General features: G+C 64.2%; 13 protein-coding genes. 3 read left to right on the top strand and 10 right to left on the bottom strand.

Features of this window, described 5'->3' with window-relative positions; translation table 11 throughout:
* Window positions 1-26: 26 nt before the first annotated feature.
* From KF886_17100 to KF886_17080, 5 genes are read right to left on the bottom strand one after another with little or no spacing between them, the layout of a single operon-like run.
* Entirely contained in the window at window positions 27-1,691 is a 1,665-nt protein-coding gene (locus tag KF886_17100) for a hypothetical protein (GenBank protein ID MBX3179075.1), read from the bottom strand.
* Window positions 1,681-3,438: a VWA domain-containing protein gene (locus tag KF886_17095; GenBank protein MBX3179074.1), complete on the bottom strand. Its 1,758-nt coding sequence runs from the start codon at window positions 3,436-3,438 to the stop codon at window positions 1,681-1,683. The genes KF886_17100 and KF886_17095 overlap by 11 nt, the downstream gene beginning before the upstream one ends.
* Window positions 3,438-5,798, bottom strand: coding sequence for a tetratricopeptide repeat protein (locus KF886_17090; protein MBX3179073.1), 2,361 nt, complete (start codon window positions 5,796-5,798; stop codon window positions 3,438-3,440). Before KF886_17090 ends, KF886_17095 begins: the two co-directional genes overlap by 1 nt.
* Window position 5,799: 1 nt before the next feature.
* On the bottom strand, window positions 5,800-6,237 hold the full coding sequence (locus KF886_17085) for a biopolymer transporter ExbD (GenBank protein MBX3179072.1): 438 nt from the start codon (window positions 6,235-6,237) through the stop codon (window positions 5,800-5,802).
* A complete protein-coding gene (locus tag KF886_17080) occupies window positions 6,234-7,058 on the bottom strand; it encodes a MotA/TolQ/ExbB proton channel family protein (GenBank protein ID MBX3179071.1) in 825 nt (274 codons plus the stop codon). Before KF886_17080 ends, KF886_17085 begins: the two co-directional genes overlap by 4 nt.
* Window positions 7,059-7,776: 718 nt before the next feature.
* Between KF886_17080 and KF886_17075 the strand changes: the two genes are divergently transcribed.
* Entirely contained in the window at window positions 7,777-9,441 is a 1,665-nt protein-coding gene (locus KF886_17075) for a putative transporter (GenBank protein MBX3179070.1), read from the top strand.
* 233 nt (window positions 9,442-9,674) lie between these two features.
* Here the strand turns inward: KF886_17075 and KF886_17070 are convergent, their stop codons facing one another.
* Together KF886_17070 and KF886_17065 are read right to left on the bottom strand one after the other, a co-directional pair.
* Window positions 9,675-10,010: a nuclear transport factor 2 family protein gene (locus KF886_17070; GenBank protein MBX3179069.1), complete on the bottom strand. Its 336-nt coding sequence runs from the start codon at window positions 10,008-10,010 to the stop codon at window positions 9,675-9,677.
* 11 nt (window positions 10,011-10,021) lie between these two features.
* Complete coding sequence (locus KF886_17065) at window positions 10,022-10,813, bottom strand: SDR family oxidoreductase (GenBank protein MBX3179068.1); 792 nt, start codon at window positions 10,811-10,813, stop codon at window positions 10,022-10,024.
* Window positions 10,814-10,990: 177 nt separating this feature from the next.
* Here KF886_17065 and KF886_17060 point away from each other — a divergent pair, with 177 nt between their 5' ends.
* Window positions 10,991-11,590, top strand: a complete 600-nt coding sequence (locus KF886_17060) for a TetR/AcrR family transcriptional regulator (GenBank protein MBX3179067.1) — start codon at window positions 10,991-10,993, stop codon at window positions 11,588-11,590.
* Window positions 11,591-11,634: 44 nt separating this feature from the next.
* On the opposite strand, the gene KF886_17055 is transcribed toward KF886_17060, so the two are convergent.
* From KF886_17055 to KF886_17045, 3 genes are all read right to left on the bottom strand, one after another.
* Window positions 11,635-12,978, bottom strand: a complete 1,344-nt coding sequence (locus tag KF886_17055) for a hypothetical protein (GenBank protein MBX3179066.1) — start codon at window positions 12,976-12,978, stop codon at window positions 11,635-11,637.
* A gap of 44 nt (window positions 12,979-13,022) precedes the next feature.
* Window positions 13,023-14,078, bottom strand: a complete 1,056-nt coding sequence (locus KF886_17050; protein ID MBX3179065.1) for a DUF1624 domain-containing protein — start codon at window positions 14,076-14,078, stop codon at window positions 13,023-13,025.
* Between the two features lie 226 nt (window positions 14,079-14,304).
* Window positions 14,305-14,712 carry a hypothetical protein gene (locus KF886_17045; protein ID MBX3179064.1) on the bottom strand — a complete coding sequence of 136 codons (408 nt, stop codon included), beginning with the start codon at window positions 14,710-14,712 and terminating at the stop codon, window positions 14,305-14,307.
* Window positions 14,713-14,917: 205 nt separating this feature from the next.
* On the opposite strand from KF886_17045, the gene KF886_17040 reads away from it, so the two are divergent.
* Window positions 14,918-15,811 (top strand): hypothetical protein, encoded by an 894-nt coding sequence (locus KF886_17040; protein MBX3179063.1) that lies wholly within the window; start codon window positions 14,918-14,920, stop codon window positions 15,809-15,811.
* The last annotated feature ends 125 nt before the right edge of the window (window positions 15,812-15,936 follow it).

The raw sequence follows: 15,936 nt of genomic DNA, 5'->3' as shown, positions 1-15,936 counted from the left end.
CACCTTCACCATTCACCATTCACCATTCACCATTCACCCTTCACCTCCCCCGCCCCGGCGCAGGCACGGTTCTCCACAACGGCCCCGGCAAGCTGCGCCGGCGAAAGGCGATCCGGCAACGACGCGGCGCGTGTGTACGCCGCACCGCCCATGAACTGGCGCACACCCTCGGCGATCCGCGCGGCATCCTCCGCACGGCACAGCGCCAGCACCACGCCCGCGATACCCGCGCCTGTCAGCGAGGCGCCCAGCGCGCCATGTTCCAGCGCCGCGTCCACCAGCGCATCCAGCGCGGGGCTGCTCGCGCCATAGGCCCCCGGGCATTCCTCGATGGGAACATCGGAAGCCGCAAGCTGATCGAGCCGCGCGTCGGTCAGCTCGTGCAACACGGGACGCCCGTCCCGATCAACGCGGCGATCGCCATCATGCCCAATGCTCATCAGCGCGCCCGCGCGGGCCCAGGCGCCCGCCTCCATCGCCAGTGCAAAGCTCCGCGCGCGCGCGGATTCCGCGATCCCGAAGAGTAAGGGGCCGCGCAGGCCAATCTCCCGGGGCTTCAACGCATCGGGGAGATCGCCGAAATAGCGCGCGTACTCGGCGTCCAGGTGTGGCAGGTCGTACGCCGCCCGCAGATCCCCCAGCGCAATGCGCTCGGGCACATCACGCAACACGCCGTATAGGTTGGCGTTGCCGCCGAGGGATTCCGCGCCGATCGCCGCCAGGGTGTTCCAGCCGCCCGCACCCTCCCCGAGCCCCGACGCGCCCGCCGCCTGCTGGAAGATAGAAAGGGCCATCGAATACGCGAATCGGTTGGTCGTGTACGCGATCTTGTCCGCCCCGCTGATATTCCGAACGGTGTGGCTGTTAATCACGAGTATGCGCAGCGCATCGGGGAACGGTATCGCGCGGGCGTCCGCAATGCTGAACCGGCGCGGGTCCAGTGCGGCGTGGATGATCGCGTTCGGCTGCCCCAGCACGATAGCCGCCTGGTCGCAGGTCCCGCAGCGCGACCCGGTGTACCATTCCGCGTCCTGCGCAGCCAGTATCAGGTCCGCCGGCTGGAGCGGCGCGCCATACCAGCCCGCCCAGCTTTGCAGCAGCGCGATGCAAAGCGCGGCCGACGAGCTCAGGGCCGCGCCCTCGGGGAGCGTGCTGTCGACCACCAGGCGCAATCCGCCCGCCCCGGGAAACGCAAACCGCGCCCGGCGCCACGCCCCCTCGATGTAGTTCCGCCAGTGCCCGGGCGCCGCGGCGTGGCGCGCGCAAACCAGGCCGCTCCCGATGAAATCGCCCCACGGCGCGCCGGGTTCGGGCTGGGGCAGCTCGGCAAGCGACACCCGGAGCGGACCGTAGGCCGGATTCGTGTTGGCGACCGACACCGCGCCATCGGGCGATGCGCCCGAAACGACAAGCACCTCGCGCTGGTGCGTCATCAAGTTGAGCCAGCCCCCGTGCGTGTCCACGTGCATGCCGCGCAGGTTGATGCGCCCCGGCGCGCGAAACACCCGCACCGGATCATCGCCGTAGACTTCTCGGTACCGCATAATCGCGGACCGCATGCGCGCGCGCCGCTCCTCGCAGAGCGCGGCGTCCCCGCCGTAAATCGCCGGCAGACCGAGGCGCGCGGCGGCGTCCGGACGGCCGATCAGCGCGATCCGGGCGGACGCCCGAAGCGGAGTGTCAATCGTCATAGCTGGTGCGCACCCCGTACTCCGACCGGAGCTTCCTCAACGCGTCAAGCAGCTCCGGCGTTTCCCCCTCGCGCGAAATGCGCCCGATGATGTAGTAGGCCTTCTGAAAAGCCCAGCCGCGGGCAATGTCCTGGCCACCGTCACTCGCCTCCTCAAAAGCGGTCCGGAAAATGACCTCCTTTTTCTGTTCGCCCGCCTGCCCCGCAAGCCACAGCGTAAACTCTTCCTCCTCGCCCGGGCGGTAGCGGCCATACAGCGTCACCGCCTGGCCCTGGAAAAAGTCCGGCATGCTGCGCGGGAAGACCTTCGACTCGTCGATGCGGCCGAAATCCGCCTCCAGCCCCACCAGGATCGGATCGCGGAGCATCTCGAAGAAGCGCGGAAACTCCCGAGCGATGCTGTCGATACTGCCCGTGACCTCCGTCACCCCCTTGTTCCGGTACGCGAGCAGGTCGAGAAGGGATCGGTTCACCGTCCGCCCGCCGCCAAACGCGTACACGCCGTTGCCATACCGGTTGTCGGCCGTGAGCCCATTGATAATCACGCGCCCATCGCGGATCCCGGCCGTCGGGCGCCCGTCGCTGAGCACCAGCACCACACCGGGGGTGCCCGGCCGCGGCTGATGCTGGACCACCGGCTGCAACGCCTTGTAGACATCGGTTTCGCCCCGCGACTGGAGATTTCCGATAAACGCCTCGGCCTCCGTCAGGTGCTCCCGGCTCGCCGGCACGACATCGGGTTTGAACGGCTGCGGGCTGTCACGAAACGCGATGACGTTGAACCGGTCCTCCGGCTTAAGCTGGCGCAGCGCTTCTCGAACACCCCGGACCGTCGTGTTCAGCTTGTGTTGCGGAATGCTGTTGGAAGCGTCGATTACAAACGTAACGTCCTTTGGCAACACCGGAATGGATTCGCCCTGTTTCGGCACAATGCGCACGCGGAAATACCCCTCCGCCTCTCCTGGATTCCGCCACGTCGAAAGCTCGATGTCCAGTAGATCGTCCAGGAACCCGTAGCCGTGCGCTTCCCGGGCCTCATCCATCGCACGGCGCACCGGCGCGCGGATCGGTTCCGCGCGGGCCTGGAGTTTCGGAATATCCGTCATGGGTTCCAGACGAACCAGCGGACGGGCGGAATCGAGCGGCTCCGCCATGTCCCGCCCTCCTTCCAGAAGCGCGCCCGGCCCCTCGGCGAGCAGGCTCGGCAGTCCCGAAGGCGGCAGGGTGACGGCCGGCGCGGCATCGAAGGAGCCGGGCTCGCGCAACGCGGGCGTGCCCTCAATAAGGGGAACATGCTCCGGGCTCGGGCGCACCAGCCGCCGGGGAACCTCCAGATCCCGCCGCGCGATATCCCGCGTGATCTCAATTATCTTGTCATCGAGACGGCGCAGCGTGTCCGCCATCGGTTCCGGCGGCTGTTGGATGCGATCGCTGGCAATCCGGCGCGCCAGGTCGGGAATCTCCACCGGTGGCGCGTCCGGGGCGGACGCCCGGACGGTGGCCTCCTCCATCTTCAGCAGATCGCGCACAGATCCGGGACGCGACGTAAAGGCCTGCCGGTCGGCTGGCGACTCGGTCGAGAGAATCTGCTCCGCATCGCGCAGGTGGACATAAAAACGCTCAAACGCGCGGTCGGGACGGATTCCGGCATGGAGCATTTCGATGCGCGGCGCCACCGCGAAAAGTGCGGCGTAGAGCAGGGCCCCAAGTACCACGCTCAGACCAAACAACGTGCGCCGGCTAAGCATTACGGGCTCCCGAGGGCCGAGAGGGCCTCCCCGGCCTTCGCGGCGAAATCGCTCTCCGGAAAATCCGCCCGCAATTCGGCGTAGGCCTTCCGCGCCGAATCCGGCTGCCCCGCCTTTTCATAGCACTGGCCCGCGCGCCAGAGCGCCTCGGGCGAAATCGACTCGTGAAGAAACAGGATCGCAACCCCCATGAAGCTCCGCGCGGCCTTGTCCCACGCCTCCTGGCCCTCCTGCAGCACACCCATTTGAAAGCGCGCGCGCGCCGCGATTTCGCCCGTGTTGGAGTTCGCCGCAACCTCGTACCATTCCAGCGCCTGGTCCAGCTCGCCGCGCGCCTCGTGAATCCGCGCCATGCGCCAGCGCGCTTCCGTGGAGACGGAATTCGTATTGGAACCTTCCGCCACCGTCTCATACATGGCCAGCGCATCCGCCGCCGCGCCGGACTGCTCCAGGCATTCCGCGATCTTCAGGCGAACCTGATCGGCGTAGGGATAGGCCGGCGCCGCCGCGAGCAGCGCCTCGAATGCCTCCGCGGCCGGCTTCCATTCCGCATTGTCAAAGTACCACTGGCCGGTCCAGGTATACGCTTCTTCGTTTAGCGCCACCCCGGGCCGCTCGCGCATGATTTCCAGGAAAAGATCGGCCGCCTGATCAAAGTCCTTATGCTCGTAGCGCGCCAGGGCCAGCCCGAGCAGCGCCCGGTCGGCGTAGGGGCCCTCGGGCGCGGCGTCGATCAGGGCCTGGTAACGCTCCACCGCCTCGACCGGTTCCCCCGCCACCTTCAGCGTGTACTCGGCGACGCGAAAGAGCGCCTCCTCGCGATACGCGGATTCCGGAAAGCGGTCCACAAGCGTCGCAAAAGCGGCCACCGCGTCCGCGTGCCGCTCCAGGTTGTTCCAGGCGAGCGCAAGCCGGTAACGCGCCTGTTCTTCCAGCGCGGGATCCAATTCGCGATCGAGCACGCGCGTGAACCGCTCCGCGGCGGTCTCGTAGTCCCCCGCCGCAAACCGGGTGTCGCCCGCGCGCAACAGCGCCTGCGGGGCCAGCGCGTGCTCCGGGTAGCGGTCCAGAAACGCGTCGAAGGTCTCCGCCGCCGGCCCGGACATCGCCAGCGCCTCCAGGCACTCGCCCGCCTTGAACAGGGCCTCCGCCCCGAACGCGCTGTCCGGGTACTGGTCCGCCACGAGCCGGAACTCGCGCTGCGCCTCCGTAAAGCTGCCCTGCGCCACGTGAATCGTCCCCAGCAAAAAGGCCGCCTCGCCGCTCAAATCCGCGGGGGGATTTCCCTGGAGAAACGCCGTCGCCCGCTCCCGGGCCTGGTCATAGCGCTTCTCCAGATAGTGGATCCACGCGATCTTGTACAGCGACCGCACCGCGAACGGCGATTCGGGATGCTCCGCCCGCAGCTTCTCAAAGGCTTCAAGCGCCTTGCCGTTGTCGCCCGTCTGCTGGAGGCAGTTCGCGGCGACATAGTCCAGCTCCACGCGCTGCGCCGTCTCGGGAAATTGCTTCAGATGATCGCGAATCGCCGACTGCGCTTCGTCGAACTTGCCCTCGTGGTAAAGCGCCCAGATATGGCCCGCGCCCGCCTGTTCGCGGAAGGGCGACTCCGGAAACTCCGCCCGCAATTGCTCGTAGGCCCCCAGCGCCGCGCTGTACCAGCCGATCTGGTCATACGTCTGCGCCGCGCGGAAGCGGCTTTCCATCCGCAGCGCGTCATCCGCCTTCGATCCCGCCACCGCCGAAAAATGTATGGCCGCATTCTCCAGATCCCCGCGCGCGGAATACCCGTAGGCAAGTTGGAACTCCGCATAGGGCGCGAGCGGGTGGCCCGGAAGATCCTCCACGAGCATCTTGAATCGCGCAATGGCGTCCGCCACGTTGTCCTGGCCGAACATCGCCTGGCCCGCAAAATACAGCGCGCGCCCCCGCGATTCGCCGTCGCTCGCGCCGCTGGCGATCGGCTCCAGCACCTGGATAGCCCGCGCGTACGCCTCCGTCAGGTAATACACCTCCCCCTGGCTCAGCTGCGCCCGCTGCTTGAACGGATTGTCCCCCGGAAGCGCCTGCAGCGCCTCGAACGCTTCCAGCGCCCGGGCGTAATCGCCCGCCGCGTACGCCGCCTCCCCAAGCCGGTACCACACCTCGGGCGGCGCGGGCTGGCCGCCCAGCAGCGCCAGGTACGCTTCGTATTCCGCGGCCGCGTCTTCGAAGAGGCCGCGCAGGAACATCCCATTCGCCACGTCGAGCTTGCGCTGCAACGCGTCCGCGTCCCGCTGGGCGGCGCACGGCAGCGCCAGCGCCACGATCAGCGCGGCCATCAAGAGCGGCGCGGGGCCATGGGTCCCAGGCCGGCGCATCTCAGCCGCCTCCCGGCGCGGCGTCGCGCGGCGGCTCCAGCGCGGCGAACGACACATTCTGGATATCCGCCTTCCGGCATGCGTCCAGCACCTGGATCGCACGGCCCAACTGCGCGGACTGGTCCCCCCGAATGATCACCGCGCCGCCCGGGAAGAATTCCGCAACGCGATCGAGCAATTCCTGCAGCTCCGGGATCGTGTGCTCCCGGTCATTCACAACAATCGCGCCGTCTTCGCGCAAGTTGATAAAAATCTCGCCGCGGTTGCGCTCGGACTGGATCGCCGTGTCCGCCGTGGGCAGGGTGATATCCACCTCGGATTCCAGCGCGCCATACACCGACGTCACCATGAAAAACACGAGCGTAAGGAACACGATGTCGATTAACGGCGCGACCTGGATGCTTTCGGAAAGCTCCGGCTGGGTGCTGCCGAACTTCATGCGTCGCTCTCCTTTACAATAAGCTCCACAAACTCGCTCGCGTTGGCCTCGACCGCAGCAATGATCTTCAGCACCCGCCCGCGAAGGAAGAAATACACCGCCAGCGCCGGAATCGCCACCAGCAGCCCGGCCGCCGTCGTAATCATCGCAAGCGAAACGCTGTACGCAAGCGTGAGACCCTTCACCTGCGCGTCCTCCAGCGCGATCGCGCCGAAGGCCTGCATCATCCCCCACACCGTCCCCAGCAGCCCCAGCAACGGCGAAAGCGACGCGATATTGTTCAGGTAGGAAATCTTTTGCCAGAGCGCCGTCGCCCCGCGCTCGCCCTCGCTCTCCATCGCCTCCTGGATCACATACCGCTCGTGGCCAGCCATCTTCAGGCCCGCCCGAAGCACCATCGCCAGGTATTCATCCCGCTCCTGGCACATCTGGTACGCCCCCCGCAGGTCGCCCGCGTGCAGCATGCCGTGCGCGCGCTTCACCAGCGTCCGCGGAGCCTCCCGACCCGGCGTTACCGTCATCAGGTAAAAAACGGAGAGCACAAACGCCACAAATCCGAGCGCCATAATCACCCAAAGAATCGCGCCGCCCTGCTTGATCATCATCATGAGCGTCAGCGCGCCGGGCGCAGCCTCGGCGCTTCCCGCGCGCAGCACCGTCACCTCGGGCGCGCCCAGGGACGCCGGCTCAAGCGGCGCCACAGGCCGCTCTTCCGCCTCGGACCGCGCTTCCGCCGGAACCGGCGCCGGCTCGTCCTGCGCCCAGGCGCCAAAAGCTGCGATTAGGAAGCCCACCAGGAGCATTCGGGACCAGGTTCGCATCGAAAAACTCCATTACAACGCAATAAATCCGCGATTCCCGCCAGAAAACCGGCCCACCGCCAGCCCGGTCCAGCTTAGTGCGTATGATACCCGTGAACGCGTAAAGGTTGCAATGATACGGGGTTGGAACAAGTTATCGAGAACGGAAACTCCAATGCGCTCACTCGTCCCCATTTTCGCGCAAAACGGAATGGTAGCAGCACACACCGCCGTCCAGTTGCCGCGCGCGCTCCGCACTTGCTACGATCAGCGCACATTTCTCCGGCGAAGCAACGGCGCGGTCGGGTGGCGCCGGGTTCCCGGATGTGCGCGGGCCGCCCGTACCGGATCGCGCGATTTCGCGGTACTTCCTATTCCCGATTTGTAACACTTTAGCGGAATGAAGTTAGCTTGATTTCTCGACGACACAAATCCGCGCCGCAACGGAGGTGCGGACCAATGGGAGCGCGGGCGGCCCGCCCGCACCGCGCCGAAGGCGCGAAATTGATAAGCGGCGGTAATCCGGGTCTAATCGTCTCTCCGTTCAATCGTGCCGGTATTGCAAACACGCCATGCACCTCCGGTGCATAGCAGGCGGGGACGCCTGCGCTCCCAGCCTTGCGCACTCTCGTCGTAATATCGCGGCATGACACAAAAAGATCTGGCGCTACTTCGTACGGCTAAAGTGTTACCCCGATTTCAACCCCCGCCGGCAACGGAAAAAGGCAATCCACCCGACATGAACTGGTTTCAGGAACTCTTCACCGGCGCCTCGATAGCCGGCACGATCGCCGTGCTGGCGCTGGTGGCCGTCACGGGCCTGGTGCTGGGCGGCATCAAGGTCCGCGGCGTGGGGCTGGGCATTGCGGGGGTCCTCTTCTCCGGCCTGGCCTTCGGGCATCTCCAGTTCGATGTGAACCACGAGATGATGGAGTTCGCGCGCGAGTTCGGCCTGATCCTTTTCGTCTACTCCATCGGCGCGCAGGTGGGCCCGGGCATCGTCGATTCGCTGCGCCGGGAAGGGCTGCCGCTCAATCTTCTCGCCGCCGGCGTGGTACTCGCGGGCGCGTTCACCGCGCTGGCGCTGGGATACCTCTTCGGCCTGGACATCCCCGTCGTGGTCGGGCTGCTGGCGGGCGCCACCACCAACACCCCAAGCCTGGGCGCGGCCCAGGAGGCTATCGCCGGGGCCGGCGCGCCGGAAGATCTCCTGGCGCTGCCGGGCCTGGGCTACGCCGTGGCCTATCCTTTCGGCATCGCCGGGGTTATCCTCGCGATGCTGCTGCTCCGGGTGCTCTTCCGCGTGAAGGTGGTGGACGAGTCCGACCGGATGCAAAAGGCGCGCGCGGGCCAATTGGAGCCGCTGGAGCGCGCCAATTACATCGTGGAAAACCCGAGCCTCGAAGGCATGGCCCTGGGCGAAATCGGCGTCTTCGAGGAATCCGGTGTCGTCATTTCCCGCGTCCAGCACGAGGGCGTGCAAAGCGTCGCCACCGCGGAGACCGTGCTCCACCGGGGTGACATCGTCCTCGCGGTGGGGACGCACCGCAAGCTACACGCCCTCCGGCTGCTCATCGGCAAGGCCGCGGACGTCGATCTCGCCGCCGCCCCGAGCAACCTGGAGCCGCGCCTGCTCGCCGTCACCAAGAAAGACGTGGTCGGCAAGTCCCTGCGCGACCTGGCCCTGCCCGCGCGCTACAACGTCCGCATAACCCGCCTGCGCCGCGCCGGCGTGGAGCTGCCGGTCCTGCCGTCCCTACGCCTGCAATACGGCGATCGCATGATGGCGGTCGGCGATCGCGAGCAGCTCGATGGCGTCGCGGCGGTGCTGGGCAATTCCCGGCGCGCGCTCGACCATCCGGAGCTGCTCCCCGTCTTCATCGGCATCGTCCTGGGCGTTGTCGTCGGCAGTATTCCGTTCACCGTCCCCGGCATCCCCGCGCCGGTCAAGCTCGGGCTCGCCGGCGGCCCGCTCCTGGTGGCCATTATCCTCAGCCGCCTCGGCCACGTGGGCAAAGTCGTCTGGTACCTGCCGGACAGCGCAAGCCTCATCATCCGCGAGCTGGGCATCGTGCTCTTCCTCGCATGCGTCGGCCTGAAGGCGGGCGGGCATCTGGTGGAGACGCTGGTCCGGGGCGACGGGCTGCTCTGGATGTTCGTCGGCGCCATGATCACCCTCATTCCCCTGCTCCTGGCCGGCATCGTCGGGCGCCTGGTGATGAAGATGAACTTCCTCAGCATCTGCGGGCTCTTCGCCGGCAGCATGACCGACCCGCCCGCGCTCCAGTTCGCCGGAACTTTCGCCGGCTCCGAGGGCCCCACCGTCGCCTACGCCACCGTCTACCCGCTCACCATGATCCTGCGCGTCATCATCGCGCAGATCCTGATCCTGATGTTCCTGTAAGCGCCCGCCGTGGCCATCATGGGGTCACCGCATCCGGTCAGGTCGTTCAGTACGTCTTCGCCCGCCAGGGGTAACTTCCCGTACGGGCGAAGACCTTTTCCACGTTTTGCTTCCGCCGCTCGCGTATTTCAGGGCAGCAGCCCCGCTCGCTGAACGCACTCTTGCCCAGTTTGAGCAAGGTGATTGACCCATTTGTCATCTGTACGTATTTTCGACACGGGGCATCGCTTTACCTATGATCCGTACCCGATCTCCAGTGACGCGATCTTTTCGCCCTCAATCCGGAATCGGGAATCCAGGATCACCGGGCTACCGTCAAAGTCGCCTGAAACCTCCATGCTCACCACCTCATGGTCGCCATCGACCACGCTTCGGATAGGTTTGAGTTGGAACCGGAACTGATCCATCGTATCGGCGAGCCAGGTTTCTATTGGCTTCGCGCCGCGATGGGTCGCCCCTTCATCGTGAACTACGGCATCCTCGGAAAAGCTGGCAAGTGCCGACCGCACGTCGTGCCGGTTGCAAGCCTCGACGTACCGATTGATTGCACCGGTGAGTTCGATTGTCATGATTTATTCTCCTAGATTGTGGGGATGGTTCCACCGTCGATGACGAATTCGCAACCTGTAATGGACGAGGCCCGATCCGACGCGAGGAATGCGACGAGTTCGGCGACTTCTTCCGGACGATTGGGCCGGCCCAGGGGTATTCCACCGAGCATTTCCATCAGCGATTCGCGCGCGATGGCCGCGTCGGTATTATTCTGATCCGCCATGCGTTGAATCATGCGTTGTGCCGCATCGGTCTCGATGAAACCGGGCGCCACGGAATTGACGCGAATGCCCTTCGGGCTCACCTCCTTTGACAGGCCCTTGCTGTAGTTGCTCAGAGCAGCCTTGGCGGCGGCGTAGGCCAGGGTCGAATCGAATAAAGGCAATGTCCGCTGGATTGAGGAAATGTGAATGATCGCGCCGGTTCCCCGGGCGATCATGGCGGGCAGCAAGGCGCGGTCCAGACGCACCGCGGGAAAGAGATTCTCATTCAGGTTCTGCTGCCAGATCTCGTCGCTAACCGTGGCGAAGCCCCCGCTCGGCGCCGAGGATCCACCTACGTTGTGGACGAGAATGTCGATCCCCTGAAGCTGTTCCATGACCTGCTCCACGACTACATTGCAGCCTTCGAACGTGGAAAGATCCGCTTGTATGAAGTGAGCCTCCGACGGGTAGTCGGGTTCCTGGCGGGCGGTTACAGCGACCGTCGCACCGCCCTGGAGAAAACGCTCGGCCATAGCCCTCCCTGTGCCCTTTGTTCCACCGGTTACCAGCACGCGCTGCTCCTGGAATTCAACTTCAATGACCTTGGACTGATTCATGGCGATTTCTCCGGGTTCAAGTACGATTCAATTTTAATACAGAATTGTTTTAAAAATCAAGAAAAACTTTGCGGAGCCCCTAAGTTCCTGTTATTATTTTACTAAAAACTTTAATTACGATGTCGTTCTGCATCGTAATTGTCGATTCTTGTCTGCGGATTTCGAATGGAGACGCGCATGAAGACCCGCAAGGGCGAAAAAGAGAAGCTAAAGACAGTGATCCTGGACCGGGCCATTGCCTATTTAAAAAAACACGGACGTGGCGAGGCGGGCACGGATCAGATCATGAAATACGCGGGATTGTCGCGCGGTGCGCTCTACAGCCATTTCAAATCCAAGGACGACCTTTTTGCCCAGGCAGTTTGCCACGATCTGGCCCGACTTGAGGCGAACCTGGCAAAGCGGTTTGACGTGGAGGGCTCGGCCGCCCTCAAAGGGATCATAGAAGATCACCTCTCCGAACGCAGCCTGACCGATGTGGGTTCGAGCTGCGCGTTTACTTCATTAAGCACGGACATGCAGCGGAGTAAGGCGGGACATCGCGCGCTGTACGAACAGCACATGGTTCGGATTTATGATATGTTCGCCGCCGCGCTGAAGGATCAGTTCCCCGAGGATCCACCCGAGGAGAACCTGGCGAAAGCCATCAACTTGTATTCGGCCCTCGTCGGCACGTTGACCATGGCGCGCACGATCAGCGATCCCGCTCTAGCCATAACAACGTTGGAGGCGGGAAAGCGCTATTTAGTGTGGACTTTCGTGCCCCGAAAACAATAGAAGTCAGCCGCGTTTATGGTCGGCGATTGAGTTCGCCCGCGCCATTACGGACCGGTCAGCCAAGACTTGCAGTAGGAGCGTGGAATGCGCTCGACCTGAAACAGCGTCGCGATCAATTCGTTGTTCTCCCCCGCGCGCTTCGGGTTGGAGAATTCCCACACCACCTCCTTGTCGGGCGTGACTTCGATGGCGCGCCCGGATTCGCTCACCGTGATCAGGGTGTTGCCGTTCGGCAGCCGGTCCGCCAGGCTCGACGTGCCCGAGTAAAACTCCGTCTCCGGCAACCCTTTTATCCCGCCGTAGGACCACACTTCGTTACACCCCGGAAAATCGTATTCCACCACCCGCGATCGCCACTCCCCGTCCGCGTTCTGGTAGCCGCTGTTGTGAAAGAGCAGCCAGTTGCCATCCGGAAGAAAGGTCGGCTGGTGGATCCGCCCCCAGTCGTGCGTCCACGACCACACAACCGTCTCGGTCTCGCCGTCGATTATCCAAACCGTGCTCTGCGTGGGCGAGCAGAACACGATATTCCCCTTCTTCAGCAGGGGCGACACGCCCGCAAGCGATCCGTCCAGCACTTCGATGGTGTTTGTGTGGAAACTCTCCGCGTGGGAGCCCGATTGCGACGCCAGAAAACGGCGGACCCGCGCGTGCATGGCGGCCCCATATGGGCCGCGCCCGAACGCCGCCAGCATCGGGAAGCGCGACAGCGTCCTCCCCGATGGGGCGATGGTCACCACCGTATCGTCGATCAGTGTGATGCGATCATGAAACTCGGGCCGGATACCGATGTCCTTGCCGAGTGCGTAAACCACCCCCTCACCCGTAACCGAAAGATCATGGTGGGTGCGCTCGGACCCGTCGCTCGCCCACAGCAGCCGGGAGTCCTGGTCCAGCTTCAGGATGCCGTGCGGGTCGCACACGGCGTACAGATCGCCGTTCTCCGCCAGGTGGACCCGACGCCAGTAGTTGCGGCTGGGTTTGACGCCGTAGCGCTCCGTGGCGTCGTGGGACCAGCGGTGGATGACGCGCCCCTCCATATCGGCCAGAACCGCCTCGGGCGCGTGGCCGGATACATACAGGTTGTAGCCGTCCTGGGCCCGCTCCGGATCGTGGTGCGTAACGCCGACCTGATCCGGCACGTCCGTATACGCGCCAAGATACCCAATGGCCTCCAGCGCCTCCAGGTCGGCCTCGCTGATTCCCGGCCCATCCCCCGCGGCGGGCGCGCGCCCGGGGATCTTGCGCCAGGCCCCCGGCGGGTCCGCGCCCGGAGTTTCCGGTGCGGCCGGCGCCCCGGCCAGGACCAGCACGACCACTAAACACGCCGCGGACGCCCACCAGCGCGGCCCCTCCGCAATCCAGCGCGAAGCGCGTTGTCTCTGCACAACACCTCCCTCCCTTCGCGAGCCCCGCGCGGAGCCGGGCCCGGCTATATCTTGATATAGATCGACTTGCGCTGCAACCACCACGCCAGCAGCGCGATGGCGGCATAGAATACGCAGAAACCCGCCAGACCCACCGGCAGGGAAAGGCTTTCCGGCTTGAAGTTACCCATGACGTCAAGCGCCAGCGCCTGAACGATGTACAGGAAAAGTGGGTTCATGCCGAGCGCCGCAAAGGTCGGGATCTTGAAGCCGATCTTGTCGCAAATCAGGTAAAACGCCAGCAGCGTCAGGAAACAGAGCCCCGTGGACCACAGCGGGAACGGCGCGGTCATGTAATACGCGGAAATCGCCCATTCCTGCTTCACGCCGGGCCATTCAACCGAGAGCAGGTAGCCCAGCGCGCACAGGCCCACGCCGAGGCCCGCCCACGCGCCCATAAACTTCTTCTCGTCGCCCGTGCGCAGCAGATCGTATGCGATCGACCCGAAAAGCAGCATCATGCACCAGCTCAGCGGGCCCAGCGGGCCGCCATTCAGCGCCACGCCGAACAACTCGCCATGTTGCGGGATCAGTTGGACCCAAAGTGGCGTTGACTCGCCGCCGATGCTGCGGTGCCCCTCGGCGCGCATAATCCACGGGCCGTACGCCGTGAAATGCACAAAGGCCTGGTAGATACCCAGATAGATGAACGCAAACGCCGCGCGGACCGCCGGCTTCTTGTCGATCAGGAAGAGCGCCAGCAGGCCCGCCAGGCCGATGTCCATGAGCGCGTCCCAGAGCCAGCCGGCGTACAGCGCAAACGCGATCAGCACCAGCAGGCCAAAGCGCTTCGCCATCGCCCAGCGCGTCTCCGAATGGCCCGCCTTCTCCGCGCGCTTGAGCCAGGAAAGCCGCATGCCCATCCCCACGACAAACACAAACAGCGGTGCGATGGTATCGGCGTACGTGAAAACGTTGCGGTGGTGGCTGAGCTGCTCCGTGAGCTGCTTCAGGTGGAAGAAACCGCTGGCGTTGACCAGGAGCATGCCGAAGATCGCGTAGCCGCGAATCTGGTCGATGGCCGTGATGCGATCTTCGGGCTTGAGCGTCGTGACGGGCATGGGCGCGAACCTTCTGTTGCGGATAGTGCGTGGCAATAAACTGGCACACGCGACGCCGCAATTACAAGGCGGCTGATTAATCCCCCACAACCACGCCCTCCATGCGAATTACCTCGAAATCGTCGCCCTGAAGCGTCTTGAGTTCGTTCAACTCCGCGTCGTTCCATCGCGCATCCGGCGCCCCGGAAACAAACCAGTCGCCGCCCTTGAACCGCGCCGCCTGACCTCACTCCCCGCCAAAGGTAATATCCCGCCGGGACGTTGAAATCGTTATCGTAAACCCCGCGATGACATCCAGCAGGGAAATCAGCGCCAGGATCATGAACGTTGCCGTGCCCGCCCCCGCCACGACGATATACTCCACCAGAAACACGATAAACACGAGCAGCGATAGAACATGATCCGCGATGGTCGTCTGCGTCGCGCGCGTCGACTTCAGAATCTCGAAGTAAAGCAGCACGATCCCCAGCATCACCAGCACATCGCCGAGCTTCAAAAACATCGCCTCGTCGTTCGCCATGAGCGGGATGCGGATCAGGTCGGGGTTCTCCGCGATAGAGGAGCCCGCCAGCATCAGTATGTTGTACGCGATCAGCGGCACGGCGAGCAGGGGAAAATGCAGTACATACTTCACGGCGGGCAACCTCCTGTAGTTTTCCAGTGGCGATTCGCAAGCGCGGCGCGACGCCCGTTATAGCAGGGCGCGCGCCCGGAAACAAATACCGCTTGACTGCCTCTTCCAAATGTACTATCTTCCTTTGGGCCTGGCAGCAGCTGGCCATGACGCATGCAGGCAGCGACCCCGGCGCGCCGGGCGCTAGAGGAAAGGAAAATACGCGATGTCGGATTTTGCTAAACGCTGGGGCGACGTCTACAACAAACAGGTGCAGCCCCTCCAGGGCAAGGGCTCCCCGCGCTCCGCGGAGGTCATCACCGTCGCCAAGGGCTCCGCGGGCCTGCTCAAGGCCCTGGTCGAATTGGACAAGAACGACCCCATGCAGAAGAACGCGGGCAAAGAGCGCGAGGCCCTGCACAAGACCTTTGAAAAGGCCGCCAAAACCTACAAATCGGAAAGCGCCAGGTACGGCAAGCTCATCGACGCCGCCATCAAGGCCACCGGCAAGGGCGAATACCCGGAGGCCTTCCGCGCGCTCAAGTCGCTCAAGGCCCACCTCGACCATACCGACGCCTCGGTCGAACACCACGCCGCGACCACGACCAAGGATGCCGACAAGGCGCAGACCGCCGCACGCGACCGCGTCGAGAAAGAGAAGGCGGAAGGGCGAAAGAAGGGCAAGACTGACGAAGAAATCAATAAGGACACCGAATACGCCAAGCAGCTCATCCAGTTCACCCAGTTCGCCACCCAGTCCAAAACCGTCGCCACCAAGGCCAAATCCGCCGTTCAGGCCATCAAAGCCGACCCCACCCCCCAGACCTACAACGACGCCATGGACAAGGGCGGCCGCAACTACACCCAGCTCATGAGCAACCTCATCAAACTCTCCAAAGAGTCCAAATGCCCCCCCAAGGTAAAGGAACTCCTCAACGGCCTCGACAAATACAAGGCCGGCCTCGACGCCTACGGCGGCGGAGACCGCCGAAAAATCCCGCTCACCACCACCCGGGACGAAGTGCTCCGCTACAACAAGGAATACGTCGAGATCCTCAAGGCCACCTACCCCTACGCCGAAAAACTCCAGGCCTTCCTCAAGAAGAACAAGCTGAAGTAGCCGTAATTCACTAGCCGTCCGAAGTGCCCCCCCTCGTCGCACGCAACGGTGGCGGCTCTTGGTAATCGATCACCGTCATCCCCACGAAAGGGGCTGTCGATTTAATATTTGTGAGGCGCGCAGAA

It is taken from the genome of Candidatus Hydrogenedentota bacterium (genome assembly GCA_019637335.1).
Classification (GTDB): Bacteria; Hydrogenedentota; Hydrogenedentia; order Hydrogenedentales; family JAEUWI01; genus JAEUWI01.
The sequence above is the reverse complement of the archived record's forward strand: the minus strand, read 5'-3'. Positions and strand labels throughout refer to the sequence as shown.

Excerpts from the sequence above, each read along its gene's own strand:
- KF886_17075 (MBX3179070.1), top strand. The coding sequence starts at position 7,777 with ATGAACTGGTTTCAGGAACTCTTCACCGGCGCCTCGATAGCCGGCACG.
- KF886_17095 (MBX3179074.1), bottom strand. The coding sequence starts at position 3,438 with ATGCTTAGCCGGCGCACGTTGTTTGGTCTGAGCGTGGTACTTGGGGCC.
- KF886_17090 (MBX3179073.1), bottom strand. The coding sequence starts at position 5,798 with ATGCGCCGGCCTGGGACCCATGGCCCCGCGCCGCTCTTGATGGCCGCG.
- KF886_17040 (MBX3179063.1), top strand. The coding sequence starts at position 14,918 with ATGTCGGATTTTGCTAAACGCTGGGGCGACGTCTACAACAAACAGGTG.
- KF886_17065 (MBX3179068.1), bottom strand. The coding sequence starts at position 10,813 with ATGAATCAGTCCAAGGTCATTGAAGTTGAATTCCAGGAGCAGCGCGTG.
- KF886_17080 (MBX3179071.1), bottom strand. The coding sequence starts at position 7,058 with ATGCGAACCTGGTCCCGAATGCTCCTGGTGGGCTTCCTAATCGCAGCT.
- KF886_17070 (MBX3179069.1), bottom strand. The coding sequence starts at position 10,010 with ATGACAATCGAACTCACCGGTGCAATCAATCGGTACGTCGAGGCTTGC.
- KF886_17100 (MBX3179075.1), bottom strand. The coding sequence starts at position 1,691 with ATGACGATTGACACTCCGCTTCGGGCGTCCGCCCGGATCGCGCTGATC.
- KF886_17085 (MBX3179072.1), bottom strand. The coding sequence starts at position 6,237 with ATGAAGTTCGGCAGCACCCAGCCGGAGCTTTCCGAAAGCATCCAGGTC.
- KF886_17060 (MBX3179067.1), top strand. The coding sequence starts at position 10,991 with ATGAAGACCCGCAAGGGCGAAAAAGAGAAGCTAAAGACAGTGATCCTG.
- KF886_17050 (MBX3179065.1), bottom strand. The coding sequence starts at position 14,078 with ATGCCCGTCACGACGCTCAAGCCCGAAGATCGCATCACGGCCATCGAC.